This is a genomic window from Novosphingobium sp. ERW19 (genome assembly GCF_012641315.1).
Classification (GTDB): domain Bacteria; phylum Pseudomonadota; class Alphaproteobacteria; order Sphingomonadales; family Sphingomonadaceae; genus Novosphingobium.
The window spans coordinates 613,488-638,192 of record NZ_JABAIC010000001.1 but is presented as its reverse complement, the minus strand read 5'-3'; the positions used below and the strand labels follow the sequence as shown (position 1 = coordinate 638,192).

Below are 24,705 nucleotides of genomic sequence, written 5' to 3'. Positions count from 1 at the left end.
TCCAACCAGATGTGGGGCGGGCGCTTCGCAGGCGGTCCCTCGGCGATCATGCGCGAGATTAACGCCTCGATTCCCTTCGACAAGGCGCTGTGGCGGCAAGACATCGCCGCGTCAAAGGCCCATGTGGACATGCTTGGCGCGCAAGGCATCGTCTCGGTCGAGGATGCGGCGCTGATCGCCGATGGCCTCGACAAGGTCGCGGCGGAATACGAAGCCAATGGGGTGCCCGAGAACTGGGACCTTGAAGACATCCACATGACCACCGAAAGCCGCCTTGCCGAACTGATCGGCCCGGCGGCAGGGCGCCTCCACACCGCGCGCAGCCGCAACGATCAGGTGGCGACCGACTTCCGCCTGTGGGTGCGCGATGCGATGGATCAGGCCGAGCTTGGCCTGAAGCAGCTGCAAGTCGCGCTGGTTTCGCGCGCTGGCGAGCACGCCGCCTCGATCATGCCCGGCTTCACGCACCTGCAGACCGCGCAGCCGGTCACACTCGGCCATCATCTGATGGCCTATTACGAAATGATCGGGCGGGATCGTTCGCGCTTTGCCGATGCGCGCCAGCGCATGAACCGCAGCCCCTTGGGCGCCGCGGCGCTGGCTGGGACAGGCTTTCCCATCGACCGTTTCCGCACCGCTGAAGCGCTCGGCTTCGATGGGCCGACCGACAACAGCCTCGATTCGGTGTCGGACCGCGACTTCGCGCTCGATTACCTGATGGCTGCGGCGCAGTGCTCGCTGCACCTTTCGCGGCTGGCCGAAGAGTTCATCATCTGGGCGAGCCAGCCCTTCGGCTTCGTGACGCTGCCCGACAGCCTGTCGACCGGCAGCAGCATCATGCCGCAGAAGAAGAACCCCGATGCCGCCGAACTGGTGCGCGGCCACTCGGGCCGGATCGTCGGCTGCCTGACGGCGCTGATGATCACGATGAAGGGCCTGCCGCTGGCCTATTCGAAGGACATGCAGGACGACAAGCCGCCGGTGTTCGAAGCCGCCAGCCTGCTTGCCCTGTCCATCGCCGCGATGACCGGGATGGTGGCCGAGGCCAAGTTCCGCACCGACCGGATGCGCGCTGCCGCCGAACTCGGCTATGCCACGGCGACCGATCTGGCCGACTGGCTGGTGCGGCAGGCCAACATTCCGTTCCGCGAGGCGCACCACATCACCGGCTCTGCGGTGAAGCTCGCCGAATCGCGCGGGATCGCGCTCGATCAGCTTTCGATCGAGGACCTCAAGGCGATCGACCGGCGCATCGACGATCGCGTCTATGCCGCGCTTTCGGTCGAAGCGAGCGTGGCCGCGCGTTGCAGCCATGGCGGAACCGCGCCGGACGAGGTAAGGAAGCGCGTGGCCCAGGCGCGCGTGGCGCTGGGGCTGGAGGAACAGGCTTGAGCCAATCGCGCAACATTCTGCTGGCTGGCCTTGGCGCACTGGCTCTGGCCGGGTGCGGCAACAAGGCCGAGCTCAAGCTGGCGCCGGATCAGACGCCGCCGCCGATCCCCTATGGCCGCGAGGTCCAGCCGGGCGCGGACGACCTGCTCAAACCCCCCGCGCAGGCAGCCCCTGCGCGCAATGTCGAGCCGCGTCGCCGCTCGCAGGATCGCGAAGACGATCCTTTCGACCTGCCACCCGAAGACTGAGTTTACTCCGATGGACCATTTTGAACTGAACAACGGCGTGCTCTGCGCCGAAAACGTGCCCCTGCCGGTGATCGCGGCGGAAGTCGGCACGCCCGTCTATGTCTATTCGCGCGCGACGCTGACCCGCCACGCCCGCGTGTTCCGCGATGCGCTTGGCATTCTGCGCGACGCGAAGATCGCCTTTGCGGTCAAGTCCAACCCCAACCTTGCCGTGCTCAAGGTGCTGGCCGCGGAAGGCTATGGCGCCGATGTCGTCTCGGGCGGCGAGATGGAGCGGGCGCTGGCGGCAGGCATGGCGCCCGATGGCATCGTGTTCTCGGGCGTGGGCAAGACCGCTGCCGAAATGCGCCGCGGGATCGAGGCCGGGATTGGCCAGTTCAACCTCGAAAGCGAGGAAGAAGGGCTGGAGCTTGCGGAAATCGCCGCGTCGATGGGCAAGGTCGCCTCGGCCGCACTGCGCGTGAACCCTGATGTTGACGCCGGAACCCACGGCAAGATCTCCACCGGCAAGGCCGAGAACAAGTTCGGTGTGCCGTTCGACCGCGCCGCCGCGATCTATGGCCGTCTTGCGGGCACGCCCGGCCTCAATATGCGCGGGCTGACGCTGCACATCGGCAGCCAGCTTTCAAAGCTGGAGCCGCTGGAAGCCGCCTTCACCAAGGTTGGCGGGCTGATGGAAGAGATCCGCGCGGCGGGCCATTCTGTCACGCACATGGACCTGGGCGGCGGTGTGGGCGTGCCTTACAAGGCGGGCGAAGTGTTCCCGCAGCCCGCCGAATACGCCGCGATGGTCGCGCGCGTGACCGGCAACTGGGGCGTGACGCTGATGTTCGAGCCGGGCCGCGTGATCACCGGCAACACCGGCGTGCTGGTGACCGAAGTCATCCGCGTGAAGGAAGGGGCGAGCAATCCCTGGGTCGTGGTCGATGCCGCGATGAACGATCTGGCGCGCCCCGCGCTCTACGATGCCTGGCACGATTTCGCCGCCGTGGAGCCGAAGGGCGAGACCTTCACCGCCAACATCGTCGGCCCGATCTGCGAAAGCTCGGACACCTTCGCCATGGCCCGCACGATCGACAAGGTCGGGCGCGGCGATCTCGCCGTGTTCCGCACCGCGGGCGCCTATGGCGCGACGATGGCCAACACCTACAACTCGCGGCCCCTGGTGCCCGAGGTCATGGTGGATGGCGACAAGTGGGCCGTGGTGGCCGACCGCATCGATCCCGCCACGATCCTCGCGGCAGAGCGCGTGCCGGACTTCCTCAAGTAAGCCGAGTTTGAAGATATGAAGGCGCTCCCCCTCTTCCACCGCATCGCGGGCCAGCCGGTGATCCTGCTGGGCGAGGGGGACGCGGCTGAGGCCAAGCAGCGCCTGATCGAGCGTGCGGGCGGGGTGATCTACCGCGACATCAATGCCGGGATCGACGACGGCGCCCGCCTCGCCTTCATCGCGCACGACAATCCCGACATGGCGCAGGGCGACGCGATCCGGCTGCGCTGTGCCGGCCTGCTAGTCAACGTGGTCGACCGGCCCGAACTGTGCGATTTCACCACGCCTTCGATCCTTGACCGCGACCCGGTGCTGATCGCGGTGGGCACCGGCGGCGCTTCGGCAGGCCTCGCCAAGATCCTGCGCCTGCGGCTGGAACGCCTGCTGCCACAAGGGCTGGGCGCACTGGCGCGAGCGCTGGAGGATGCGCGCGAGGGCATGCGCAAGCGCTGGTCCTCGGTGGCCGACCGCAGGCGCGCTCTGGATGCGGCGCTGGACGAGGGCGGGGAACTCGACCTGTTCCGCGCGGGCAGCGACGCGAAAGTGGCGGCGTGGCTGGCTTCAGGCGCGGAAGGGCAGTCCGGGCGCTTCGAAATCGTGCTGACATCCAACGATCCCGAAGACCTTACCCTGCGCACCGCGCGGCTGCTGGGGCAGGCGGATGTGGTGGTGCACGATGCTGGCGTGGCGCCGGAAATCCTGTCCCGCGCGCGGGCCGATGCGGTGCGGGTGCTGGCGGGGGAGGCGGCGCCGGACGGCGGGATCGTGGTGGTGTTGCGATCTGCTTAGGTCAAAATCCTCCCCGTTTTCACCGCAGGTGCAAAGGGGGAGGGGGACCACCAGCGAAGCTGATGGTGGAGGGGAAAAGCCCCTCCGTCAGTCACCTGCGGTGACTGCCACCTCCCCGTTTGTGCTGCGCAAAAACAGGGAGGAGCTTGATCACCCCTTCATCGCCGCCTGCAACTGCCCAATAATCACCTGGCTCTGTTCCGCGCCTGACTGCGGGGCGAAGTCTCCCGTGCGGTCGCTGATCTTGTCCCAGTTGGCGGCGAAGCCTTCGACGGTGCGTTCGTTCGGGGCGAGGAGCACGCCCTTGTTCATCGTCACCCATGCGCCGTGGTATGCGCCGCCGCCTGCGCCGACGATGGCGTTGGTCGGCGCGTCTTCCGAGACGAGGAAGAGGGCTGCGGGGACGACGTTTTCGGGGCCGAACAGCTTGAAGGCTTCCTCGGGGAAGATGTCCTCGGTCATGCGCGTGGCGGCGACGGGGGCCAGCGTGTTGACCTTGATGTTGTTCTTTGCGCCTTCAAGGTAGAGCGTCTTGGTCAGCCCGGCGAGGCCGAGCTTGGCCGCGCCGTAGTTTGCCTGGCCGAAGTTGCCGAACAGGCCGGTGGACGATGCGGTCATGAGGATGCGGCCGTAGTTCTGTTCGCGCATCAGGTCCCAGCAGGCCTTGGTGGCGAAGGCCGAGCCGATCAGGTGGACGCGCACGACCATCTCGAAATCGGCCGGGTCCATCTTGGTGAAGCTCTTGTCGCGCAGGATGCCGGCGTTGTTGATCAGCACGTGGACACCGCCCCAGCGCTCCTTGGCCTTGGCGACCATCTCGACCATCTGCTCATACTCGCTGACCGAGCCGCCATTCGACATCGCCTCGCCACCCATGGCCTCGATTTCCTCGACAACCTTCAGCGCAGCGTCGGAATGGCCGGTGCCATCGCGCGAACCGCCGAGATCGTTGACCACCACCTTCGCGCCGCGGCGGGCGAGTTCGAGGGCATAGGCGCGGCCGAGGCCACCGCCTGCCCCTGTAACGATCGCGACGCGGCCTTCGAACGAAATGGTCATGTCTGGTCTCTCCGGGAGCGCCCTAACCGGGCGATTAAGTCATGCCCTTGCGATGCCACGGCGGGCGGCGGAACGCAACGGGCGAGGCGGTTTGCAGCATTTGCGACAAATCAGCCAAACCACCGTCAACAAAATGTAACACAACAGACATATTCGGCCGCAGACCGAAGTCCTGAGGATTCGCCATGAAGTTCGTAACCCGCGTCTCGATTTCTGCCCTTGCCTGTGCCGCTGGCTGGGCCGTCCCGGCACAGGCCGCGACCTCCAATGCCGATCTTGCCGCAATGCAGGCCCAGCTTCAGCAGATGCAGGCGCAGATGCAGAGCCAGATGGAAACGATGGCGGCAATGCAGGCGCAGATCCAGACGCTGCAGGGGCAACTCGCCGAAGCCAAGGCCAAGACCGATGCCACGGCTACGGCGGTTGCCGCGATCCCTGCGCCGACGGTATCGGGCAAGCCTCCCGTGGCGATCAGCTGGGATGGCGGGCCGAAGATCGAAGCTCCGGCTGATCCGAAGAACCCCAAGGCGGGCAAGTGGAGCTTCAAGCCGCGCGGCCGCCTGCAGATCGATACCGCGTCCGTTTCTGCCCCGTCCTCGATCGGCAGCAAGAGCCTGGGCCTCGCCACCGAATTCCGCCGCGCCTACTTCGGCTTTGACGGTACGATCCCGGGGAACTTCGGCTATCGCATCGAGGCGGACATTGCCAACAGCAGCATCGATCCGACCGACGTCTACCTGACCTACAACGGCATCAAGAACCTGACGCTGACGATCGGCCAGCACAAGCCGTTCGAATCGATGGAGGACACCGAGTCCGATCTGTTCACCAGCTTCATGGAACGCGCCTCGTTCAACACCGCCTTCGGGTTCGAGCGCCGCCTCGGCCTGTCGGCGCAATACCAGAAGGGCATGGTCCTGGCGCAGGTCGGCGTGTTTACCGACAACGTCACCGATCTCAACGCCGATACCGACAACAGCTATTCGATCGACAGCCGCTTTGCGCTTCAGCCCAGGCTGTTCGGTGGCCAGGCGCATATCGGCGGGTCGGCGCACTACCATGATCTCAACGACAGCAGCGCCACCGTGCGCTATCGCGCGCGCCCCTTCACCCACACTACAGACATCCGGTTTGTCGACACCAAGGCGATCAGCGCGCTGTCGGAAACGAACTATGGCGTGGAGCTGGGCTGGACCGGTGGGCCGGTGCACTTCACCGCCGAATCGCAGTGGATGAAGGTCAACCGCCCCGGCGCCATTGCCGACCCGACGTTCAATGGCGGCTATGTCGAAGCAGGCCTGTTCCTGACCAAGGGGGACACGCTGCCCTACAAGGCGAGCGAGGGTACCTGGACCCGGATCAAGCCGAAGAACGGCGTCGACAAGGGCGGCATCGGCGCGGTGCAGGTCAACGCACGCTACGACTGGCTTGATCTGAACGACAATGGCGTTCTGGGTGGGCGGCAGCAGCTGGTCGGGGCCTCGCTGCTATGGGTGCCGACGGACTACGTTCGCTTCATCATCGACTACGGCCATCTCTGGCTGAAGGACGCAGCAGTCGCGGCGGGCGCGGATCGCAACTACAACGCCGACGTCATCGGCATGCGCGCGCAGTTCGATTTCTGAGACGTGACATTAGCAAAAGGCCCGTCGTTCCATCAGGAGCGGCGGGCCTTTGCACGTCTCTGGAAAAAGATCAGGCGATGCGCGTGACCCAGCCGTGGGTGTCGGCAATCTCGCCGCGCTGGATGCCGACGAGCTTCTGGCGCAGCTTCTGCGTCAGCTGGCCGGGGCCACCCGAACCGATCGTGAATTCGCCTTCATGGTTGGCGACCTTGCCGACCGGGGTGACCACCGCCGCAGTGCCGCAGGCGAAAGTTTCGATCAGCTTGCCCGAAGCGGCGTCGGCCTTCCACTGGTCGAGGCTGTAGCGGCCCTCGCGCACGGTCAGGCCTTCTTCGGCGGCCAGCGTAAGCAGGCTCGACCGGGTGATACCGGGCAGGATCGTGCCGGTGAGTTCGGGCGTCAGGATCGAACCGTCGTCGAACACGAAGAACAGGTTCATCCCGCCCAGTTCCTCGACCCACTTGCGCTCGGCCGCATCGAGGAACAGCACCTGATCGTGCCCGCGCGAAAAGGCTTCGGCGGTGGGCACGAGGCTGGCGGCATAGTTGCCGCCGCACTTGGCCGCGCCAGTCCCGCCGGGCGCTGCGCGGGTATAGTCCGAAACCCAGATCGAGACTGCCGGTGCGCCCGACTTGAAGTAGTTGCCGGCCGGGCTGGCGATGACCATGAACTTGTACTGCCGCGCCGGGCGCACGCCGAGGAAGGCCTCGGACGCGAACATGAACGGGCGCAGATACATCGAGCCGCCCTCGACCGTGGGGAACCAGTCCTTGTCGGCGAGGACCTGCTGGCGCACGGCTTCGACGAACAGCTCTTCGGGCAGTTCGGGCATGGCGAGGCGGCGGGCCGAGGCGTTGAAGCGCCGGGCATTGGCATCAGGACGGAACAGCGCGATCCCGCCGTCAGCAAGACGATAGGCCTTCAGCCCTTCGAAGATTTCCTGCGCGTAATGCAACACGGCCGCCGCCGGATCGAGCGCGATCGGGCCATAGGGAATGACGCGCGCATCGTGCCAGCCTGCGCCTTCGGCGTAGTCAATCTCGACCATGTGATCGGTGAACGCAGTGCCGAAGCCGGGGTTCGCCAGCACCTGCGCACGCACGTCCGCAGCAACCGGCGCCGGGTGCGGATTGCGGGTGAAGGTCATGCTGGTGGTTTCGGCGGTGCTCGCCATGGGGAGGCAGTCCTTGCGCTAGAATCGAGGAAGCAGCGCCGTGAACTATTGTTGCGCGAAAGGCAAGGGGAATGTAATAAATGTGAAGGGCCGCATCGGTCAATCCGAGCGGCCCTTCGCATGGTCAGCGGCCGGAAGTGCCGCCCACGAAGCCTTTATCGCTTAAATCGAAACTCAGCGATAATGCCTCGCGCGGGACTGTACCGACCTCTCTGCTGAACCATGAGACATCGGATCACCTCCTTTCGCGCTGTTGAGCCAAAGTCACAGGCTGTTGGGCCTGCTGGACCGGGAGTTTGCGTTCTCACCGGCCTTGATTTGAATGTGATTCATCCGGGGCCAAACAACAAGACTTGATCGAAAAAAAATTGTCGTCACAATCCCCGCTTCGCGCCTGCAGTATGGTCACTCCTGCAACCGGATCGCGCTATTTCCGGCAATCCTCGATCACTCGCCCGACCTCGGCCCAGGCTGGCAGGTAAAGCGTCGGCAGGCCGTTCACCTCGATGACAAAGCGCCCGCGACTGAACGCCATGGAATCCAACAGCGGATCGTGCGCGGCCAGCGTTGCCACCAGTTGCGGCTGGCCTTGCGGCGCGGGATCGGCGGAAAGCGGGCGGGTATCGCTGGTGGTCACCACCGTCATCGGCAGCGGCACGTTCGAAGTGCCGGTGCGGATCAGGCTCATCGTTGCAGCGCCCCGATTGCAGGCCATCGCGAACAGCGTGGCGTCACCCGGACCGAAGCGAGCCACGCCCGGCTCATAGCGCCAGTTACCCACGGTCTGCGGCGCATCGCGCCAGTCCTTGAAGGTCTGGGCAGGTGGCGGTGGGGGCGGTGCCTGGGTCGGCTTGGGCGCAGGCGGAGGCGCAGCTTGCGGGACCACCGTCGGCGTGGCGCAGGCGGAAAGTGTGAGGGCCAGCGCACCGGATAAAACGAGGCGGGGGCGGTGTGCATGGTTGATCTTCATGGTGCAGTTATGGAAGGAACGCGCCGTGACCTCAACCCGCCCCCCGAAACAGCCCGGCGCATCCAAGCTTCGCGTGGACCAGTTGCTGGTCGACCGCGGCCTGGTCGAGAGCCGCGCGCGCGCGCAAGCCCTGATCTTGGCCGGGCTGGTCTTTTCGGGCGAAACCAAGATCGCCAAGGCCGGGCAGGCGCTTGCGCTGGACGCCGCGCTGGATGTGCGCGGGCGCGATCATCCGTGGGTTTCGCGCGGCGGCATCAAGCTCGCCCACGCGATCGAGCATTTCGGCCTCGACCCGTCCGGCGTCACCGCGATGGACATCGGCAGCTCCACCGGCGGCTTCACCGACGTGCTGCTGCAGGGCGGGGCCGAGCATGTCTTTGCCGTGGACTCCGGGACCAACCAGCTGGCGTGGAAGCTGCGTCAGGACCCGCGCGTTACCGTGCTCGAGCAGACAAGCGCGCGCATCCTCACGCCGGGGCACATCGATCGGCCGGCAACCTGGGTGGTATGCGATGCCAGCTTCATTTCCCTGCGCAAGGTGCTCGAAGTGCCGCTCTCGCTGGCGGCAAGGCCGACGCGGCTGGTCGCGCTGATCAAGCCCCAGTTCGAAGTGGGCAAGGGCGAAGTCGGCAAAGGCGGCGTGGTCCGTGATCCCGCCTTGCACGAGCGGGTGTGCGGCGAGGTGCGGGACTGGCTGGAAAGCGAGGGCTGGGAGGTGCAGGGCATCGTCCCGAGCCCGATCACCGGGCCCGAAGGCAACGTCGAATTTCTGGTTTCGGCGCTGCGGAGTTGAGTTTTCCCCGGATTGTGTCTCCACGCGGGATGCAATGCGGGACGAGTTCCGATTGCAGAGCAGGCAACCCCTCGCCAATATCCTCGGCGAATCGCGCGTTTCGCGCAGTTGCTTGCGGGTGCCATGAACTATCTTGCCTCTTCGGGACAGCTTCGCGCCAGTCTCCTGCGCTGGTCGCTGTTCACCATTCCCCTTGTCGTCGCGCTCGGGTTTCTTTCCGGACAAGCCGCGGGCAGCGGCCCCGGCAATCCGTGGTTCGATGCGCTGGTCAAGCCGTCGATCTATCCGCCGCCGGCCGCCTTCGGGATCGTCTGGACCGTGCTTTATGTCCTGATGGGGCTGGCGCTGGCGATGGTCCTTGCGGCGCGCGGGGCGGCAGGTCGTGGCATTGCCGTGGCGATGTTCGTGGTGCAGCTCCTCATCAACCTTGCCTGGTCACCCACCTTCTTCGCGTTGCACCAGATCACCGTTGCGTTCTGGATCACCGTTGCCATGGCCGCGGCGATCGTGTTGACGGTGGTGCTGTTCTGGCGCGTGCGCCCGGTCGCCGGGATGCTCCTGCTGCCTTATCTGGCGTGGGTCTGCTTCGCCTCGGTACTGACGTTCGAGTTCGGGCGTCTCAACCCGGACGCAGATGGCGCGTTCGGCACCGCGAAGACCGAGCGCGTGGAAATCTGACCTCCTGAAATCTGACGCGTCGAATTCTGACTTTCGCGGCCACTTGCGCAAGGGCTTGAGGCGGACCACATAGCGGGAACAACAGCGCCTGCCTCGCGCCATTCAGGACCCAAGCCCATGCAGAGTGAAAACCCGATGATCGCCGACTTCGTCAAGCTGCTGAACAGCGCGGCGGGAACGATTGCCGGCATGGGCCGCGAAGCAGGCGAGAACGCGCGCGAAAAGGCCAAGGAAATCTTCGGCGGGCTCGATTTCGTCAGCCGCGAGGAATTTGACGCGGTCAAGGAACTGGCAGCATCGGCGCGTGAGGAAGTGGAAGCGCTCAAGGCTCGCATCGCCGCGCTTGAGGTTGCTGCCAAGGGCGATTGAGGAACCGGTTTCCCGTTTCGCGGATTTAACCTGCATCAAGTTGGCGCCAGACGGCGCACTGCAGGAAGAAACCGGTGTTTACGCAACTCAATCCGACAATTCCCTTGCACGTGCTTGGCAAGGGCGATGGTTATGCGATCGGCATGATCGATTATGGCCAGGAGCACAACCTGATCTGGGTGACGGCGCTCGATGAATCGGGCGAAATCTGGTGTGCGCCGAACAGCAAGGTCCGGCTCGGCAAGAACTGGACGATGGGGCGCGCGGAGAACCGCCTGATCACGCAGGACAAGGAACAGGCTACCCAAGAAGCCGAAGCAGAGCACTGCGAGGGGCGGCGCGCCGCCTGACAGTCAGCTTTCCAGCATCTTTGCCGTGGCGAGCGAGCACTCCAGCCGCCAGCGCAGACCTGTCGGGGCATAATCGATCGTCACGTCGGCGTTCAGGCTGCGCGCCGGGATATGCCGCATCAACGTGGTGCCAAAGCCGTGGTGCGTCGGCTGACAGACGACGGGAACGCCGCTCTCCCGCCAATCAATCACGAACCTGTCCGCCGTTTCTTCCCAGCACAGCACCACCTTGCCGGTCAGCGATGACAGCGCACCGTATTTGAGCGCGTTGGTGGCGAGTTCGTGCAGGGCCATGCCGATGATCTCGGCGCTTCGCGGGCTGAGCGGAATTGAGGCTCCGCGCAGTTCGATCTGCGCCCGCGCCTCGCGCCCCAATATTGCCAGCTGCGCCTCGGCCAGTTCGTCCATCAGGATCGTCGACCAGCCGCGCCGAACCAGCAGGTCCTGATTGGCCGAGAGGCTGGACAGGCGGCGTTCGAAGCGTTGCAGGAACTCTGGGTCCTGGCAACCCGAGCGACGGGCGAGGGCTTGCACAACGGCCAGCAAGTTCTTCGAACGGTGGTTCACCTCCATCAGGAGGACGCGAATTTGTTCCTCCTTTTCGAGCATGTCGGTGACATCAGTGTTGGTGCCGAACCAGTAGAGAATCTGGTCTCCGCCATCGCGTATCGGCGTGGCGCGGGAGAGGAACCAGCGCCACGCGCCGTCGCGCCCGAGCAGGGGAAAAGTGTCTTCCCATTCCTCCCCCGCGGCGATGCTGGCCTTGAAGTGCGCGGTTACCCGTTCGAGGTGATCGGGGTGGTGGACCTTGTCCCAACCCCAGCCATTGCTTTCGCCTTCTGCCAGCCCGGTGTAATCGTACCAGCGCTGATTGTACCAACCGATCGCACCGGTCCGGTCGGCAACCCATGCCAGTTGGGTGATGTTGTCGGCCAGCATGCGAAAGCGCATCTCGCTTTCCCGCAAGGCGCGCTGGCCTTCCTCGCGCGCGGTGATGTCGCGGGCAATCTTGCTTGCGCCGACGATCTTTCCCGCCTTGTCGTAGATCGGCGAGACCGTGAGCGAGACCGAGATATGGGCTCCGTCCTTGCGCTGACGCACGGTGTCGAAGCTCTTTACCCGTTCGCCCCGGGCGATGCGCGCAAGGATGTCGTCTTCCTCGGCCTGCCGCTCTTCCGGGATCAGGCGCCGGATCGACTGGCCGATCATGTCCGCTTCCGTAAATCCGAAGATGCGCGTGGCCGCCGGGTTCCAGCTCAGCACGGTCCCCTGAAGGTCCTTGCTGATGATCGCATCATCGGAAGACTGGATTATGGCAGATAGATGGGCCTCGGCCAGCAATGCAGCTTGCTCCGTTGCGACCCCACCCACTGCCCTTCTTAGGGCTTGGGTGGCGGGATGCAACCGGAATGGAGCAAGGTGTTAACCTCGATCAAAGGCCGGCGGCGCGCAGGGCCTGATCCAGGTCGTCGATCAGGTCGTCGGGATCCTCGAGCCCGACGTTGAGGCGCAGCATGCCCTCGCCAACACCCATGTCGGCGCGGGTCTCAGGGCCGACGCCGTAGTGCGTGGTCGAGGCCGGGTGGCACATCAGCGAACGCGAATCACCGATGTTGTTCGAGATGTCGATCAGCTGCAGCGCATCCAGAAGCGCGTGCGCCTGCTTCAGCCCGCCATCAAGGTGGAACGAGAAGATCGTGCCGCCCGCCTTCATCTGCTTCTTCGCCAATTCATACTGCGGGTGGCTCGGCAGGTGCGGATAGAGCAGGCGCGGCACGCGGCCCTCGACGAAGCTCGCCACCTTGAGCGCGTTCTCGCTCTGGCGATGGATGCGCAGGTCGAGCGTTTCGAGGCCCTTGTGCACGACCCAGGCGTTGAACGCGGCGATGTTCGGCCCAGTGTTGCGCTGGAACGGCAGGAGGACGTTGTTGATCCACTCCGCCGAACCGCACACGGCCCCGGCCATGACGCGGCCCTGTCCGTCCATCATCTTGGTCGCCGAATAGGCGACAACGTCGGCGCCGAAATCCATCGGGCGTTGCAGCGCGGCAGTGGCGAAGGCGTTGTCCACGACGGTGGTGATGCCGTGCTTCTTGGCGAGCGCGCAGACGAACTCGAGGTCGACCACGTCCATCGTCGGGTTCGCCGGGCTTTCGAAGAAGAACACCTTGGTGTTCGGCTTGATCGCGGCTTCCCAAGCGGCATTGTCGGATGCGTCGATCGTGGTGCCGGTGATGCCGAAGCGGGGCAGCAGATTGTCGACAAGCCAGCGGCACGAACCGAAGGCGGCCTTGGCGGCGACGATGTGGTCTCCGGCAGAAAGCTGGCAGAGCAGTGCGGTGGTCATCGCCGCCATGCCGGTGGCCTGCGTGCGGCACGCCTCGGCGCCTTCCATCAGGGCGATGCGCTCTTCCAGCATCTGCACGGTGGGATTCTGCAGGCGCGAATAGGTCATGCCTTCGGCTTCGCCGGCAAAGCGCGCGGCAACCGTTGCGGCATCGTCGTAGGTAAAGCCGGATGTAAGGAACAGCGCTTCGGAGGTTTCGCCCATTTCCGAACGCCACGTGCCTCCGCGCACGGCTTGCGTTGCGGGACGCCATTTCTGCGTGATCGAACGGTCCTGGCCAGCAGTTCTCTTCATGCCAGCCGCCTTAGTTTTCCGGAAGGCTGCGCGCAAGCGGCGGGATTGCGAAGCGGCCCTGCGCGCCCTATCGGTCAGGACGCATGACGCCACAGTTCCAGACCGCAGCCCCGCGCGAGAAAGACCCTGCATTCTGGTGCGCGGTCATTGCCTCCGCGTTCTTTCTCCTCGTGCTGCACCGGCTCGGCATTCCGTCGAAGCCGATGTTCGACGAGGTCCATTACCTGCCGGCGGCAAGGCGGCTGATCGACCTCACGGCGCGGCTGAACCCTGAACATCCCCTGCTTGCCAAGCAACTGATCGCCTGGTCGATGCAACTGATCGGCGATACGCCGTTCGGCTGGCGCTTCCCCTCGGCCGTGCTGGGCGGGCTCGGGCTTTGGGCGATGATGCGGGCGCTGTGGTGGGCGAGCTTTTCCCGCTCGGCCACGGTATTGTTCGGCCTGCTGCTGGCAACGGACTTCATCTGGTTCATGATGTCGCGCATTGCCCTGCTCGACATGGCGATGGCCGGTTTCATGGCCTTGGCCATGTGGCAATGGGCGCTGGCCTGGCGCAATCCTTCGGGCAAGGCCTTGCTGGCGCGGTCTCACCTGCTGCTGGCGGGCGTGTTCATGGGGCTGTCGCTGGGGGCCAAGTGGAACGGCGCGCTGCTGCTGCCGCTGCCCGGACTGGTCTTTGCCTTGAATCGCTGGCAGGCCCTCGAAGGTCGGCGCGGCGGGCTGCTCTGGGCCTCGCGCGGGGCGGGGCCGGTGCCCGGCGTCTCGCTGGTCGAGGCGGCGCTATGGCTGGGGGTGGTGCCAGTCGTGGTCTACCTCGCCACCTTCCTGCCCGCGTTCTTCTATGAAAAGCAGCCGCTGACGGTGGGCGAGCTATGGCACTGGCAACAGTACATGCTGGAACTGCAGGACAGCGTGAAGAAGCCGCACACCTACATGAGCGTGTGGTGGCAGTGGGTGGCCAATATCCGCGCGATCTGGTTCCTCTACGAAGAAGTCGACGGCGCCCAACGCGGCGTGCTGATGATCGGAAACCCGTTCACGATGCTGGCCGGGCTGCCCGCGCTGCTGTTCTGCGCGTGGGACGGACTGAGGGGCATGAAGAGGGGGGGCAAGCGTCTCCACCTGCTGGTCTTCGCCGCCTATGTCCTGCTCGTCGGCTTCTGGGCGATAAACGGCAAGCCGGTACAGTTCTATTACCACTACATGCTGGCAAGCTGCTTCCTGCTGGCGGCGCTGGCGCTGGTGCTGGGCGAATGGTGGGACCTCGGCCTGCGCTGGCCGACCAAGGTGACGCTGGTCCTCTCGTTCGGCCTGTTCATTGGCTTCTATCCGATCCTGTCGGCGGGAGAGCTGCCGCGCAAGGATTCGTACCGGGACTACACCTGGCTCAATAGCTGGAAATAGCGCGCAGCCGCAGCCAGATTGCGGTGGTCAGCGCGCCCAGCCCGGCAAGCGCCATGTCCTTCTGCGCGTCCCACGGGTCGCCCTGCTGGCCGTTGTAGGCATCGGCATCGGGCCCAGCCATGACCACGGTCAGCTGCCACTCGAAGATCTCGTAGACCGCGCTGCCCGCCAGCACGAACTCGACCGCGATGTAGCTGGCGAGCGCAGGCGACAGCCCGCGATGGCGTGAAAGCCAGCAGGCTATCGGCCAGACCCACATCGCGCCGAAGCTGAAGTGCACCAGCCGGTCCCACGAATTGCGGGGCAGGCCCAATGCCTGGTCGATCGAGGGCAGGCCGAGTGCGCCGAGCCACTGCTCGTAGGGCACGTAGGAATAGATGTAGCGCCCGCCGATGGTGTGGAGCGCCATGAACAGGGCAATGCATGCGACCGCGCTGGTCGGCATCGGCCAGCGGCGCAGCGCGAGGCACAAGCCCGCGACGATTGCCAGAGTAGGGAGGTTCTGCAGCGGCGCCAGCGCCGGGTAGGGCGTATCGACCAGGCTGAACAGCGCGCCCGCGGCAGTCAGAGCCAGCAGAAGCGCTTGCGGTCCCGGTATCCCCGCGACCGCGCGCAAATCAGTACTTGCCCCAGACGAAGCGCGAGGACAGCGCGAAGTTCCACACCGAGCCGAGCACGATGCCGACGATCACCGCGACCACGCTGTGGAAGCCGATGGTCTTGAGCACGGCAGCCGAACCGACGTTGGTCAGCAGACCCAACGAGCAGGTCAGGCCGAACTGCGCCCAGCCGCGCAGCAGCGGGCCGAAGCCGCGCAGGCGCTTGTCGGAATAGGTCAGCTCGTTGTTCAGCACGAAGTTGAACGTCATCGCGATGATCGCCGCCAGCGTGTTGGCGGTGTTGAACGTCGCGCTTTCCGACCAGTTGCCATAGACGAAGCGTTCGCCGGCAATGACCTTGAGCAGCACCCACAGGGCGCCCAGTTGTACCGCAACACCCATTGCGCCGACCGTGCCGAACAGCGCAAAGCGTGTTGGAATGATGCGGCCGAGCCACTTGTCGTAAAGGCCTACGAGGAATTCGAACACGACGGTCTGGTCCAGCTTGCTCTCGCCCTCGATGCGGGCGACGAAGTTGAGAGGGAATTCCTTGACCTTGAGCGGGCGGTCGACCGTCGCAAGGATATCGAGCAGGATCTTGAAGCCGACGCCTGAAAGGCGGTGCGCGTCTGCGCGCAGCGTTTCGGCGCGGAGCATGAAATAGCCGCTCATCGGGTCCGAAAGCTCTACGCCCGTCACCTTGTTGGCGATGCGGTTGGCAAGGCCCGAGGCCTTCACCCGGTCCGGACGGCCCCATTCCTCGGTGCTCGCCCCTTCGGCAAAGCGCGAGGCGTAGGCGATGTCATATTCGCCGCTTTCGACCGCAGCGAGCATCTTGGGCAGCAGTTCGGGGTCGTGCTGCTGGTCGGCGTCCATCACCGCGACGATCGGTGCGGCGGTGGCGCACATGCCCTCGATCGCGGCAGAGGCGAGGCCGCGCCGGCCGATCCGCTCGATCACGCGAACGCGCGGATCGGTGAGCGAGATGCGGCGCGCCTCGTCGGCGGTGCCGTCCGGGCTGTTGTCGTCAACGAAGATCGCTTCCCACGCCACGCCCTGCAGCGCGGCGTCGAGACGCGCGACCATCGGCGCGATATTCGCGCGTTCACGATAGGTCGGAAGAATTACGGCTAACTGGAGCATCGGACGGGGCCTTTAGAGCCTTGCGAGCACCGCGTCACCAACTTCCGTCGTCCCGGCGCTCCCGCCAAGATCGCGGCCGAGCACGCCATCGGCCAGCGTCTTTGCCACTGCGGCTTCGACGCGGTCCGCTTCAGCAGCAAGGCCGAGCGAGTGGCGCAGCAGCATCGCGGCGGAAAGGATCGTCGCCATCGGGTTGGCAAGGCCTTGGCCTGCGATGTCCGGGGCCGAGCCGTGGATCGGCTCGTAGAGGCCGAAAGTGCCATGCGCGGTCTGGCGCTCGCCCAGCGAGGCCGAGGCGAGCAGGCCGATCGAGCCGACGCACATCGAGGCCTGGTCCGAGAGGATGTCGCCGAACAGGTTGCCGGTCAGCACCACGTCGAACTTGCCTGGCGCGCGGACGAGCTGCATCGCGGCATTGTCGACGTACATGTGCTCGAGCGTGACCTCGGGGTATTCCTTGGCAACCTCGATCACCACGTCGCGCCACAGCTGGCTGGTCTCGAGCACGTTGGCCTTGTCGACCGAGCACAGCCGCTTGGCGCGGCCCATCGCGGTGCGGAAACCGACATGGGCGATGCGGCGCACCTCGCTCTCGTTGTACGACATCACGTCGTAACCCTCGCGGTCGCCGTTGGCGGCGGTGCGGAAGCCCTTCTCGCCGAAGTAGACGTCGCCGTTGAGCTCGCGCACGATGACCATGTCGATCGCGCCGGCCACTTCGGGGCGCAGCGCGGAATGGCCTTCGAGGCCTGCAAAGACCTTGGCCGGGCGCAGGTTGGCAAACAGGGTCAGCTCCTTGCGCAGGCCGAGGATGGCCTGTTCCGGACGCAGGTGGCGTTCCAGCGAATCGCAATCGGGATCGCCCACCGCGCCGAACAGGATGCCGTCGGAAAGGCGGGCGATCTCCAGCGTCTCTGCCGGGAGGGGGTGGCCATAGGCCTTGTAGGCGGCGCCGCCGACCGGGGCTTCCTTCATCTCGATGTCGGGCAGGCCAAGCGCTTCGATCACGCGGACGGCTTCGCGCGTCACTTCGGGACCGATGCCATCACCGGGCAGAACCGCAATCTTCATGAAATACCCCTTCGTGCCTGCGCTCACTCGCCGCTTATGCGTCGAAGCCAATCCTTCTTAGGCGCCCCAGCAGAATCGCGCGCGCCCCCATAACATCGCGCGTGCGATCGGCAAGCAGGCGGTTGGCAATGGCTTTGCCCTGACGCTCCAGTCGCGCAAGTAGATCTGGCCATTGCTCGTCAGGCGGTGGGGCCGGGGCCGTGCCATAGCCGACCTCGCGCAGCAGGAGCACCTCGTAACCCGCCAGAACCCGCGCCCAGCCGCGCGCCGAGGGGGCGTGGCAGATCGCATCGAGCAAGGCGACGAGCGATTCATAGAGCACGGGGTAAGGGTGGCCTTCGGGCAAGGTCGCGGCGGTCAGCGCGCAGGCCCAGCCGATCCCGGCGCTCGGCAGCGGTTCGGACAGCCACGGCCCACGACTCGCCACCAATTCGACACGGGCCGATGGCAGTTGCGAGGCGGTGCGCGATCGCACTTCGACTTCGATCAGGTTTCCGGGGATCAGCACGGGCCGCAACTCGCGCCCCCGCGCCCCGGCCACATAGGCGGCGGCAAGGCCATGGTCGGCGGTCAGCACGCGGATGATCGCGCCGTGTTCGCCGTTGGGCAGGACCGAGCAGAGAATGGCGGGGGCGCGGATCAGCATTGCGTCATCCTCTGCGCCCACCGCCCTTTTTGGGCAATGCCTTCAAGGGCAGGCGCCACAAAGTTGCACATCGGCGTTGGAACATCTGGCGGTTTGCGATAGTTTGATGGGCATGAAGCAGCTCTTCCAGCATGCCGCCATCACCGAAGGCGTCACGGTGCGAGTCGCCGTGAACTTCCTCCCCGAACAGTCGCGGGTGGAAGCAGGCAAATGGTTCTGGGTCTATCATATCCGTCTCGAGAACGACGGCGACCAGCCGGTACAACTGCTGTCGCGCCATTGGCGGATCACCGACGGGCGGGGCATGATCAACTTCGTCGACGGTGACGGCGTCGTGGGCGAACAGCCCGTCCTGCAGCCGGGGCAGAGCCATGATTACGTCTCGGGCTGTCCGCTCGGCACCCATCACGGCAGCATGGAAGGCCACTACACGATGCAGCGTGCCGATGGCTCGCTGTTCGATGTGGCGATTCCATTCTTTCCTCTGGCGGCACCGGCTCCGGCAAACTAAATCCGGTTCGCAATGAAGCGGACCCATCTCCCTCTCAATGGCCTGCGCGTGCTTGACGCGGCGGCCCGGCACCTCTCGTTCACGCGCGCGGCCGACGAACTGGCGGTGACCCCCGCAGCGGTCGGCCAGCAGATCCGTGCGCTGGAGGACCTGCTCGGCGTCGTGCTGTTCCGCCGCACCTCCAAGGGCCTCGAGCTCACCGACGAGGCGATTGCCGGTCTCGATGCCATCCGCGAAGGCTTTCTGCGCTTCGAGGAAGGCGTGCAGGCAATGCAGGCCGGGCAATCGAGCCACGTCTATACCATTGCCTGCCCGCGCGATTTCTTTGCCGCGTGGCTTTCGCCCCGGCTTGCGGCATTTCGCGCCGGCAATCCGCAGATGCGCTTCTCGCTGGTCGGCGGCGATGCCGATATTGACTTTACCGAAGCCAATCTCGACCTCGCGGTGCGCTGGGCCGAAGGGCCGGGCGAACTGGAAGGCATCGCGCTGGGCCAATCGTTGATGGTAACGGTGGCGGCGCCCGACGCTGCGCCCGATTGTCCGTGGATCGGCTGGCCGGGCGATCCGGCACCGGGGGGCGGCGATGTAGGCTTCTCGGTCGGCGATGCCGGGACTGCGATCAGCGCGGCAAGCGCGGGCCTGGGTCGGGCGCACGTGCCCTATCAGCTGGTCGACAACGCGATCGGCATGGGCCGCGTGGTCGTGCAGGGCGAGCCCGTGACCTCGCGGAAGGGGTACTGGCTTGTCGCGCCCCTGCCGCAGTGGCGGCAGAAGAAGGTCAAGGAGCTGGTCGCGGCGCTTTCCGCGTAAAGCTAAGTAAATGATTTGCCACGCCAGATAGACCCAATTTGGCAGTGACCCTTACGCGCTGTTAACTGCCTTGATGGTATCCCCGCAGCCATGTTCACCGGGTTGCGCAGTCTATTCGCTCGCGGACGGCGCTTCGGCCGTTTGCTGCGCAATGCGCGTCCCTACACCTCCAGCTGGAAGCAGCGCGAGGGTGACAACTTCACCCTCGCCTATGCGCGAAGCCTGTCGCATCGCCTGCCGTTGCTGTACCTCGTCGTCGTTTTCGACATGCTTCTGGTGGCCTTCCGGTTTCGCGACATCGCGCCGAGCTGGCTGATCGTGCCGGGACCTATTTTCCTGAGCGCTTTTGCGCTGCGGCGGGCCTATTACTGGCGGCCGGCTGCGGTCGAGCAGCGCGCAACGGCAGTGCTTCGGCGCGATCTTGCATCGATGAGCTGGCTGGGCGCTTTTGCCAGTTTCCTGTTCGCCCTGTGGGGTATGGTGCTCTACAGTTACGGCGATTGGGAAGCGCAATCATTTATCCATTATATCTTTGCCGTAACGCTGTTTTCCGGGATTCTCGGGCTGGGCCATTCGCCGCTGACGGCGCTGCGCATCGCGATTGCGACCACTATCCCGACCTCGGGCCAGATCCTCTTCAGCGGCCATCCCAACGCGGTCATGGTCGTGCTGGTGCAAGTGGTGGTGACGACCTTGCTACTGCTCATCACCAACGGTCATCATCGCGATTTCGTGCGGCTTGAACTGTCGCGGCAGCAATTGGCCCGGCGAGAGCGTGAAGCGGCCCGACTGGCGCAGGAGAACCTGCTTCAGGCAACCATCGACCCCCTGACCGGTGGCCTCAACCGTCGTGCCATTCTCGATCGGCTGGCCGAGGATATCGAACGTGGCGGCAAGGGTGTGCAGCGGGCCTGGCTCGCTCTGATCGACCTCGACGGGTTCAAGCACATCAATGACACCTATGGCCACGCGGCAGGCGATGCGGTGCTTCAGGCGGTCGCGAATCGGCTTGGCGGAATGGAGCGCGTGCGCTGTTTCGGTCGGCTTGGCGGCGATGAATTCGCGGCTGTTCTCGATCCCTCGCTCGATCACATAGCAGCTTTCGCGATCGGCACCGCGCTTTCGGAATCGCTGCGCGCCCCGGTGCTGCACGGTGGGGCGGTCCTGCGCTTTTCCGGGTCCATTGGCGTCCACCGCATGGACGGCCGGAGCGTCAGCGATTGCCTCGAACGGGCCGACGCCGCGCTCTACAAGGCCAAGGAGCTTTCCGACGGCGCCGTTGTCGTGTTCAGCCCGGATGACGAGGCCGAACTGCAGGATCGCGCCGCAATCACCCGCCTGTTCAACGAAAGCAATCTCGCTGACCGGCTCAAGCTCGTCTACCAGCCGGTCTTCGATGCCGAGAGCGGGGGCGTGATCGGCCTCGAAGCTTTCGTGCGCTGGAGCCCGGATGGCGAACGCTGGCTCGCACCGGGGCAATTCATGTCGCTTGCCGAAGCAACGGGGCGGACCGGCGAACTGACCCGGATGGTGCTGGCGCGCGCTCTGGCCGAATGCCCGGCGTGGCACTATGGACGCTGGCTGGCGATCAACCTCAGCCCTCGCGACGTGATGCGGACTGGCACGGCCGAGGCTCTTGCACGTCTGGTGGATGAGCATGGCGCGCCACCGCATTCGATCATCCTCGAAGTTACCGAACGGGCCTTGCTCGAAGATCCCAAGCGCGCCGAAGCCCAACTGCTGGCATTCCGCGCGCGAGGTTTCCGCATCGCGCTGGACGATTTCGGCGCAGGCTGGTCAAGTCTCAACCAGGTCCACAGCCTGCCGCTCGACATGATCAAGATCGATCAGGAGCTTTCCCGCGCTCTTGCGAATGACCCGGGCGCGCGTTCGCTGGTCGGCACCATCGTTTCGCTCGCCTGGCAGCTTGGCATTGACTGCACAATCGAGGGCGTCGAGGACGAACTGCAGGCCAGCACGGCGCGCGCGCTCGGCATCCGGCTGATGCAGGGTTACCATCTGGGCCGGCCACAAGCAGCCGCTCAGGCGCTGGCGCTGATTTCAGAGAATGCGTTGAGCCTGCGCGCCTGAGGGTTTCGTGATCAGAAACTTGCGCTTCGGATTTTACGGGCCGGTGCCGCACGAACCTCGCCAGTGGCGAGGTTCAGATCAATGCTCCAGCACGATCGGGCGCGGCGTGCCCGGGGGATGAAGGCGGCGGAACAGCTTGCCCCTCTCGCTGAACAGCACCAGCAGCAGGCTGAGCACGCCCGCCGTCAGCAGCGCCAGAGCAAGGGGGTGGGCCGTGCCGTCATAGGCTTGGCCGACGAAGATGCCGATGACCGAACCGATCACCATGCGCAGGAAGGCATGCATCGAATTTGCACTGCCTGCCGTCCGTTCGAACGGCTGCAGCGCGATCGAGCCGAAGTTCGCGCCGATGAAGCCGATGAGGATCATGTTGGTGATCATCAGCGGCATGAACTGCCACAGCGTCTGCCCTTCCAGACTTGAGGAGTAAGTCTGCAACGCGCTGACGAGGATGAACGCGATCACCGCCGTGTGCGAAACGCGGCGCGCCCCGAAGCGCTCGACGATGCGCGAGTTGGAGAAGCTGGCGCAGGCCATCATCAGCGCGGAGAAGCCGAATAGCACCGGGAACATCTTGCCCGCGCCGAAGTGTTCGCCGACCAGCTGCTGCGACGAGTTCACGTAGCCGATCATCGCCCCGAAGGTGAGCGAACCGCCCAGCACGTAGCCGATGGCCGAGCGGTTCGTGGCGGCACCGGCCATGTTCTTCGCGATCGTCATCGGGCGGATCGGCTGGCGATATTCGGGGTGCAGTGTTTCCGGAAGGCGGATGTAAAGCCATGTCGCCATGCCCGTGGCCAGAACCGCCAGCAGCACGAAGATCCAGCGCCAACCGGCAAACAGCAGCACGACCTGCCCGATGCTTGGCGCAAGCATCGGCACGACCATGAAGATGACCGAGATGATCGACATCTGCTTGGCCATCTGGTCGCCGGAAAAGCGATCGCGGATGATTGCGCCCGGCAGAACGGCAAGCCCGCCGCAGCCGATCGCTTGCCCCACGCGCATCGCCAGCATGCCGTCGAATGACGTGACAAGCGCGCAGGCCAGCGAGAACAGGATGTAAATCACCATGCAGGCCAGCAGGACCGGGCGGCGGCCATAGCGGTCTGCGAGCGATCCGGGCAGCAGGGAGGCAAAGCCCGAGGCGAGCAGGAACGTGCCGACCACAAGCTGGCGGCGGTTGGGATCGGCAACGCCAAGATCCGTCGCAATGTCGCCAAGCGCAGGCAGCATGGCGTCGACGGCGAGCGCCTGCATCGCCATGACGAGCGCCATCATCGCGATGGTCTCACGCTCGCCCATCGTGCGCGGCGCGCGCAGGGTATTGGAATCGTTAGTGGGCATAATCACCCTTTGAACGAGAACGGCTTCAAATCCCATCCCCAAAACCGGGTTTATGTTGCAATGCGAAACGGAGTATCGTGTCGCCATGGAACTTGCGCGAGACCATGACGAGCCTGACCGTCAGGCGATTGCCTTGCGCAAGATCATCCACGTCGACATGGACGCCTTCTTCGCCAGCGTCGAGCAGCGCGATGATCCCTCGATCCGGGGGCTGCCCGTGGCCGTCGGCGGATCGTCCGGGCGAGGCGTGGTGGCGGCAGCAAGCTACGAAGCGCGCAAGTTCGGGGTGGGCTCGGCCATGCCGTCGGCGCGGGCAGTGCAACTGTGTCCGGACCTGATCTTCAGGAAGCCGCGTTTCGATGTCTACAAGGCGGTGTCACAGCAGATCCGCAGCGTTTTCCTGCACTTCACGCCGCACGTGGAGCCGCTATCGCTGGACGAGGCCTACCTTGACGTGACCGACGACGTGCGCGGGATCGGGTCCGCGACGCGCATCGCCGAATTGATCCGCCAGCGCATAAAGGCCGAGACCGGGCTGACGGCCAGCGCCGGGGTGTCCTACAACAAGTTCCTCGCCAAGCTGGCCAGCGACCAGAACAAGCCCGATGGCCTGTGCGTGATCCGCCCCGGCGAGGGGGCGCAGTTCGTGGGCTCGCTGCCAGTGCGGCGATTTCACGGCATCGGGCCGCGCGGCGCGGAGAAGATGGCGAAGTTGGGGATCGAGACGGGGGCTGACCTGCGCGCCAAGGACCTCGCCTTCCTGCGCGCCAACTTCGGCAGTTCGGCGGACTATCTCTATCGCGCGGCGCGGGGGATTGACCTCAGGCAGGTCAAGGCGGACCGACCGCGCAAGTCGGTCGGCGGGGAGCGGACGTTCGAGCGGGACATCTCCTCAGGCCCCGCTCTGCGCGAGACGCTGGAGCGAATCATCGAAATCGTGTGGGAGCGGATTGCGCGCAGCGGAGCGACCGGGCGGACGGTCACGCTGAAGATGAAGTTCAATGATTTCACGCCATGTACGCGGGCCAGGTCCCTGCCACGCCCGATCGCCGGAAAGGCAGAGTTCTCAGCCCTCGCCCGCGATCTGCTCGATGCGCAACTGCCCCTGCCCAAGCCGATCCGGCTGATGGGCCTCACGCTTTCGGCGCTGGAGGGTGAAGAGGCCGAGGAAGGCGACGCAGGTGCTGCGCCCCCGGTGCTTCAGGCCGAGTTGCCGTTCTGATCGGCCAGCCAGCGGGCAATCATCTCGCGCACCGAGCGGACAGTGTTGTCGGGCAGCGCCGTTGCCGGGAAAAAGCGCGCTTCGGCAATTTCGCGGCCATCCGCCAACGGTTCGTCAGTGGTGGTTCCGGTGACGAGTTCGATGGCGTTGGTCCAGCCCTTGCGGTCCAGCAAGACAGTGCCGAGGTGATGCGGCGCCGCAAGGCGGCAGCCAGTTTCCTCGAACAGTTCGCGTGATGCGGTCGCTTCCGGACGCTCGTCGCGCCCCAGTCCACCGCCGGGCAGCATCCATGATTCGCGCGCGTGGTAGCTGTGACGGACAAGCAGCACTTCGCCCGCAGCATTGGCCGCGATCACGTTGCAGCCACGCACCCGCTTGCGCGTGATGCGCCAGTACCACAGCCGCGCGGCATGGGCGACACGCAGCACTGTGCGATGGAGTGGGCCGGGAAGGAAGTGCAGCACCAGCGCATTGTGGGGCCGGTGCTGCCGATTGTCACCT

The 24,705-nt window shown here is 65.3% G+C and carries 25 protein-coding genes; 14 read left to right on the top strand and 11 right to left on the bottom strand.

The features are described 5' to 3' along the window. The first annotated feature begins 9 nt into the window (after positions 1 to 9). The 4 genes from argH to HGI46_RS03205 are packed head-to-tail and all read left to right on the top strand — an operon-like array spanning position 10 to position 3,699. The gene (gene argH, locus HGI46_RS03220) at positions 10 to 1,392 is read left to right on the top strand and encodes an argininosuccinate lyase (RefSeq protein ID WP_168903129.1); all 1,383 of its coding nucleotides are present in this window, start codon (positions 10 to 12) and stop codon (positions 1,390 to 1,392) included. Next, positions 1,389 to 1,640, top strand: a complete 252-nt coding sequence (locus HGI46_RS03215) for a hypothetical protein (protein ID WP_168903046.1) — start codon at positions 1,389 to 1,391, stop codon at positions 1,638 to 1,640. Before argH ends, HGI46_RS03215 begins: the two co-directional genes overlap by 4 nt. Positions 1,641 to 1,650: 10 nt before the next feature. After that, a complete protein-coding gene (gene lysA, locus HGI46_RS03210) occupies positions 1,651 to 2,910 on the top strand; it encodes a diaminopimelate decarboxylase (protein ID WP_168903045.1) in 1,260 nt (419 codons plus the stop codon). Between the two features lie 15 nt (positions 2,911 to 2,925). After that, entirely contained in the window at positions 2,926 to 3,699 is a 774-nt protein-coding gene (locus tag HGI46_RS03205) for an NAD(P)-dependent oxidoreductase (protein WP_168903044.1), read from the top strand. Between the two features lie 150 nt (positions 3,700 to 3,849). Here the strand turns inward: HGI46_RS03205 and HGI46_RS03200 are convergent, their stop codons facing one another. Then, positions 3,850 to 4,758: an SDR family NAD(P)-dependent oxidoreductase gene (locus tag HGI46_RS03200; protein ID WP_168903043.1), complete on the bottom strand. Its 909-nt coding sequence runs from the start codon at positions 4,756 to 4,758 to the stop codon at positions 3,850 to 3,852. A 185-nt stretch (positions 4,759 to 4,943) separates the two neighbouring features. Between HGI46_RS03200 and HGI46_RS03195 the strand changes: the two genes are divergently transcribed. After that, on the top strand, positions 4,944 to 6,383 hold the full coding sequence (locus tag HGI46_RS03195; protein ID WP_168903042.1) for a porin: 1,440 nt from the start codon (positions 4,944 to 4,946) through the stop codon (positions 6,381 to 6,383). A gap of 70 nt (positions 6,384 to 6,453) precedes the next feature. On the opposite strand, the gene HGI46_RS03190 is transcribed toward HGI46_RS03195, so the two are convergent. Together HGI46_RS03190 and HGI46_RS03185 are read right to left on the bottom strand one after the other, a co-directional pair. Then, positions 6,454 to 7,557: a branched-chain amino acid aminotransferase gene (locus tag HGI46_RS03190; protein WP_168903041.1), complete on the bottom strand. Its 1,104-nt coding sequence runs from the start codon at positions 7,555 to 7,557 to the stop codon at positions 6,454 to 6,456. 427 nt (positions 7,558 to 7,984) lie between these two features. Further along, positions 7,985 to 8,527 carry a hypothetical protein gene (locus HGI46_RS03185; RefSeq protein WP_118072476.1) on the bottom strand — a complete coding sequence of 181 codons (543 nt, stop codon included), beginning with the start codon at positions 8,525 to 8,527 and terminating at the stop codon, positions 7,985 to 7,987. A 25-nt stretch (positions 8,528 to 8,552) separates the two neighbouring features. Here HGI46_RS03185 and HGI46_RS03180 point away from each other — a divergent pair, with 25 nt between their 5' ends. The 4 genes from HGI46_RS03180 (at position 8,553) to HGI46_RS03165 (ending at position 10,717) form a co-directional block, all read left to right on the top strand. Then, positions 8,553 to 9,320 (top strand): TlyA family RNA methyltransferase, encoded by a 768-nt coding sequence (locus tag HGI46_RS03180; RefSeq protein WP_168903040.1) that lies wholly within the window; start codon positions 8,553 to 8,555, stop codon positions 9,318 to 9,320. A gap of 123 nt (positions 9,321 to 9,443) precedes the next feature. Next, a complete protein-coding gene (locus HGI46_RS03175) occupies positions 9,444 to 9,998 on the top strand; it encodes a TspO/MBR family protein (RefSeq protein ID WP_118072475.1) in 555 nt (184 codons plus the stop codon). A 117-nt stretch (positions 9,999 to 10,115) separates the two neighbouring features. Next, positions 10,116 to 10,367 carry an accessory factor UbiK family protein gene (locus tag HGI46_RS03170; protein ID WP_168903039.1) on the top strand — a complete coding sequence of 84 codons (252 nt, stop codon included), beginning with the start codon at positions 10,116 to 10,118 and terminating at the stop codon, positions 10,365 to 10,367. 74 nt (positions 10,368 to 10,441) lie between these two features. Further along, entirely contained in the window at positions 10,442 to 10,717 is a 276-nt protein-coding gene (locus HGI46_RS03165) for a hypothetical protein (protein ID WP_168903038.1), read from the top strand. Positions 10,718 to 10,720: 3 nt separating this feature from the next. Here the strand turns inward: HGI46_RS03165 and HGI46_RS03160 are convergent, their stop codons facing one another. Both HGI46_RS03160 and HGI46_RS03155 read right to left on the bottom strand, forming a co-directional pair. Beyond that, positions 10,721 to 12,088 carry a PAS domain S-box protein gene (locus HGI46_RS03160; RefSeq protein WP_346766662.1) on the bottom strand — a complete coding sequence of 456 codons (1,368 nt, stop codon included), beginning with the start codon at positions 12,086 to 12,088 and terminating at the stop codon, positions 10,721 to 10,723. Between the two features lie 61 nt (positions 12,089 to 12,149). Next, positions 12,150 to 13,358, bottom strand: coding sequence for an aminotransferase class I/II-fold pyridoxal phosphate-dependent enzyme (locus HGI46_RS03155; RefSeq protein WP_168903037.1), 1,209 nt, complete (start codon positions 13,356 to 13,358; stop codon positions 12,150 to 12,152). Positions 13,359 to 13,441: 83 nt separating this feature from the next. Here HGI46_RS03155 and HGI46_RS03150 point away from each other — a divergent pair, with 83 nt between their 5' ends. After that, complete coding sequence (locus HGI46_RS03150) at positions 13,442 to 14,764, top strand: phospholipid carrier-dependent glycosyltransferase (protein WP_168903036.1); 1,323 nt, start codon at positions 13,442 to 13,444, stop codon at positions 14,762 to 14,764. Here HGI46_RS03150 and HGI46_RS03145 read toward each other — a convergent pair. Genes HGI46_RS03145 through HGI46_RS03130 form a run of 4 tightly spaced genes read right to left on the bottom strand, consistent with a single transcriptional unit; the run spans position 14,748 to position 18,223 of the window. Continuing rightward, positions 14,748 to 15,380 (bottom strand): DUF2238 domain-containing protein, encoded by a 633-nt coding sequence (locus tag HGI46_RS03145; protein WP_168903035.1) that lies wholly within the window; start codon positions 15,378 to 15,380, stop codon positions 14,748 to 14,750. The genes HGI46_RS03150 and HGI46_RS03145 overlap by 17 nt on opposite strands. Position 15,381: 1 nt before the next feature. Continuing rightward, complete coding sequence (locus HGI46_RS03140; protein ID WP_118072471.1) at positions 15,382 to 16,506, bottom strand: glycosyltransferase family 2 protein; 1,125 nt, start codon at positions 16,504 to 16,506, stop codon at positions 15,382 to 15,384. 12 nt (positions 16,507 to 16,518) lie between these two features. Further along, positions 16,519 to 17,577 carry a 3-isopropylmalate dehydrogenase gene (leuB, locus tag HGI46_RS03135; RefSeq protein ID WP_118072470.1) on the bottom strand — a complete coding sequence of 353 codons (1,059 nt, stop codon included), beginning with the start codon at positions 17,575 to 17,577 and terminating at the stop codon, positions 16,519 to 16,521. A gap of 34 nt (positions 17,578 to 17,611) precedes the next feature. After that, positions 17,612 to 18,223 carry a recombination protein O N-terminal domain-containing protein gene (locus tag HGI46_RS03130; RefSeq protein ID WP_039336415.1) on the bottom strand — a complete coding sequence of 204 codons (612 nt, stop codon included), beginning with the start codon at positions 18,221 to 18,223 and terminating at the stop codon, positions 17,612 to 17,614. Between the two features lie 112 nt (positions 18,224 to 18,335). Between HGI46_RS03130 and apaG the strand changes: the two genes are divergently transcribed. The 3 genes from apaG (at position 18,336) to HGI46_RS03115 (ending at position 21,635) form a co-directional block, all read left to right on the top strand. Then, positions 18,336 to 18,734, top strand: a complete 399-nt coding sequence (gene apaG / locus HGI46_RS03125) for a Co2+/Mg2+ efflux protein ApaG (protein WP_039336501.1) — start codon at positions 18,336 to 18,338, stop codon at positions 18,732 to 18,734. A 12-nt stretch (positions 18,735 to 18,746) separates the two neighbouring features. Next, positions 18,747 to 19,544, top strand: coding sequence for a LysR family transcriptional regulator (locus HGI46_RS03120; RefSeq protein ID WP_118072469.1), 798 nt, complete (start codon positions 18,747 to 18,749; stop codon positions 19,542 to 19,544). Positions 19,545 to 19,634: 90 nt separating this feature from the next. Then, positions 19,635 to 21,635 (top strand): EAL domain-containing protein, encoded by a 2,001-nt coding sequence (locus HGI46_RS03115; protein WP_168903034.1) that lies wholly within the window; start codon positions 19,635 to 19,637, stop codon positions 21,633 to 21,635. Between the two features lie 78 nt (positions 21,636 to 21,713). Here HGI46_RS03115 and HGI46_RS03110 read toward each other — a convergent pair whose 3' ends face one another. Then, positions 21,714 to 22,982, bottom strand: coding sequence for a multidrug effflux MFS transporter (locus tag HGI46_RS03110; protein WP_168903033.1), 1,269 nt, complete (start codon positions 22,980 to 22,982; stop codon positions 21,714 to 21,716). Between the two features lie 85 nt (positions 22,983 to 23,067). On the opposite strand from HGI46_RS03110, the gene dinB reads away from it, so the two are divergent. Continuing rightward, entirely contained in the window at positions 23,068 to 24,204 is a 1,137-nt protein-coding gene (gene dinB / locus HGI46_RS03105) for a DNA polymerase IV (protein ID WP_168903032.1), read from the top strand. On the opposite strand, the gene HGI46_RS03100 is transcribed toward dinB, so the two are convergent. Further along, the gene (locus tag HGI46_RS03100; RefSeq protein ID WP_168903031.1) at positions 24,183 to 24,668 is read right to left on the bottom strand and encodes an NUDIX domain-containing protein; all 486 of its coding nucleotides are present in this window, start codon (positions 24,666 to 24,668) and stop codon (positions 24,183 to 24,185) included. The genes dinB and HGI46_RS03100 overlap by 22 nt on opposite strands. Positions 24,669 to 24,705 lie beyond the last annotated feature (37 nt).

Coding starts and splice junctions, on each gene's coding strand:
- HGI46_RS03130 (WP_039336415.1), bottom strand. CDS start 18,223: ATGCTGATCCGCGCCCCCGCCATTCTCTGCTCGGTCCTGCCCAACGGC.
- HGI46_RS03170 (WP_168903039.1), top strand. CDS start 10,116: ATGCAGAGTGAAAACCCGATGATCGCCGACTTCGTCAAGCTGCTGAAC.
- HGI46_RS03140 (WP_118072471.1), bottom strand. CDS start 16,506: ATGCTCCAGTTAGCCGTAATTCTTCCGACCTATCGTGAACGCGCGAAT.
- HGI46_RS03120 (WP_118072469.1), top strand. CDS start 18,747: ATGAAGCGGACCCATCTCCCTCTCAATGGCCTGCGCGTGCTTGACGCG.
- HGI46_RS03200 (WP_168903043.1), bottom strand. CDS start 4,758: ATGACCATTTCGTTCGAAGGCCGCGTCGCGATCGTTACAGGGGCAGGC.
- dinB (WP_168903032.1), top strand. CDS start 23,068: ATGGAACTTGCGCGAGACCATGACGAGCCTGACCGTCAGGCGATTGCC.
- HGI46_RS03195 (WP_168903042.1), top strand. CDS start 4,944: ATGAAGTTCGTAACCCGCGTCTCGATTTCTGCCCTTGCCTGTGCCGCT.
- HGI46_RS03190 (WP_168903041.1), bottom strand. CDS start 7,557: ATGGCGAGCACCGCCGAAACCACCAGCATGACCTTCACCCGCAATCCG.
- HGI46_RS03115 (WP_168903034.1), top strand. CDS start 19,635: ATGTTCACCGGGTTGCGCAGTCTATTCGCTCGCGGACGGCGCTTCGGC.
- HGI46_RS03155 (WP_168903037.1), bottom strand. CDS start 13,358: ATGAAGAGAACTGCTGGCCAGGACCGTTCGATCACGCAGAAATGGCGT.
- lysA (WP_168903045.1), top strand. CDS start 1,651: ATGGACCATTTTGAACTGAACAACGGCGTGCTCTGCGCCGAAAACGTG.
- HGI46_RS03175 (WP_118072475.1), top strand. CDS start 9,444: ATGAACTATCTTGCCTCTTCGGGACAGCTTCGCGCCAGTCTCCTGCGC.
- HGI46_RS03205 (WP_168903044.1), top strand. CDS start 2,926: ATGAAGGCGCTCCCCCTCTTCCACCGCATCGCGGGCCAGCCGGTGATC.
- leuB (WP_118072470.1), bottom strand. CDS start 17,577: ATGAAGATTGCGGTTCTGCCCGGTGATGGCATCGGTCCCGAAGTGACG.
- HGI46_RS03110 (WP_168903033.1), bottom strand. CDS start 22,982: ATGCCCACTAACGATTCCAATACCCTGCGCGCGCCGCGCACGATGGGC.
- argH (WP_168903129.1), top strand. CDS start 10: ATGTGGGGCGGGCGCTTCGCAGGCGGTCCCTCGGCGATCATGCGCGAG.
- HGI46_RS03150 (WP_168903036.1), top strand. CDS start 13,442: ATGACGCCACAGTTCCAGACCGCAGCCCCGCGCGAGAAAGACCCTGCA.
- HGI46_RS03185 (WP_118072476.1), bottom strand. CDS start 8,527: ATGAAGATCAACCATGCACACCGCCCCCGCCTCGTTTTATCCGGTGCG.
- apaG (WP_039336501.1), top strand. CDS start 18,336: ATGAAGCAGCTCTTCCAGCATGCCGCCATCACCGAAGGCGTCACGGTG.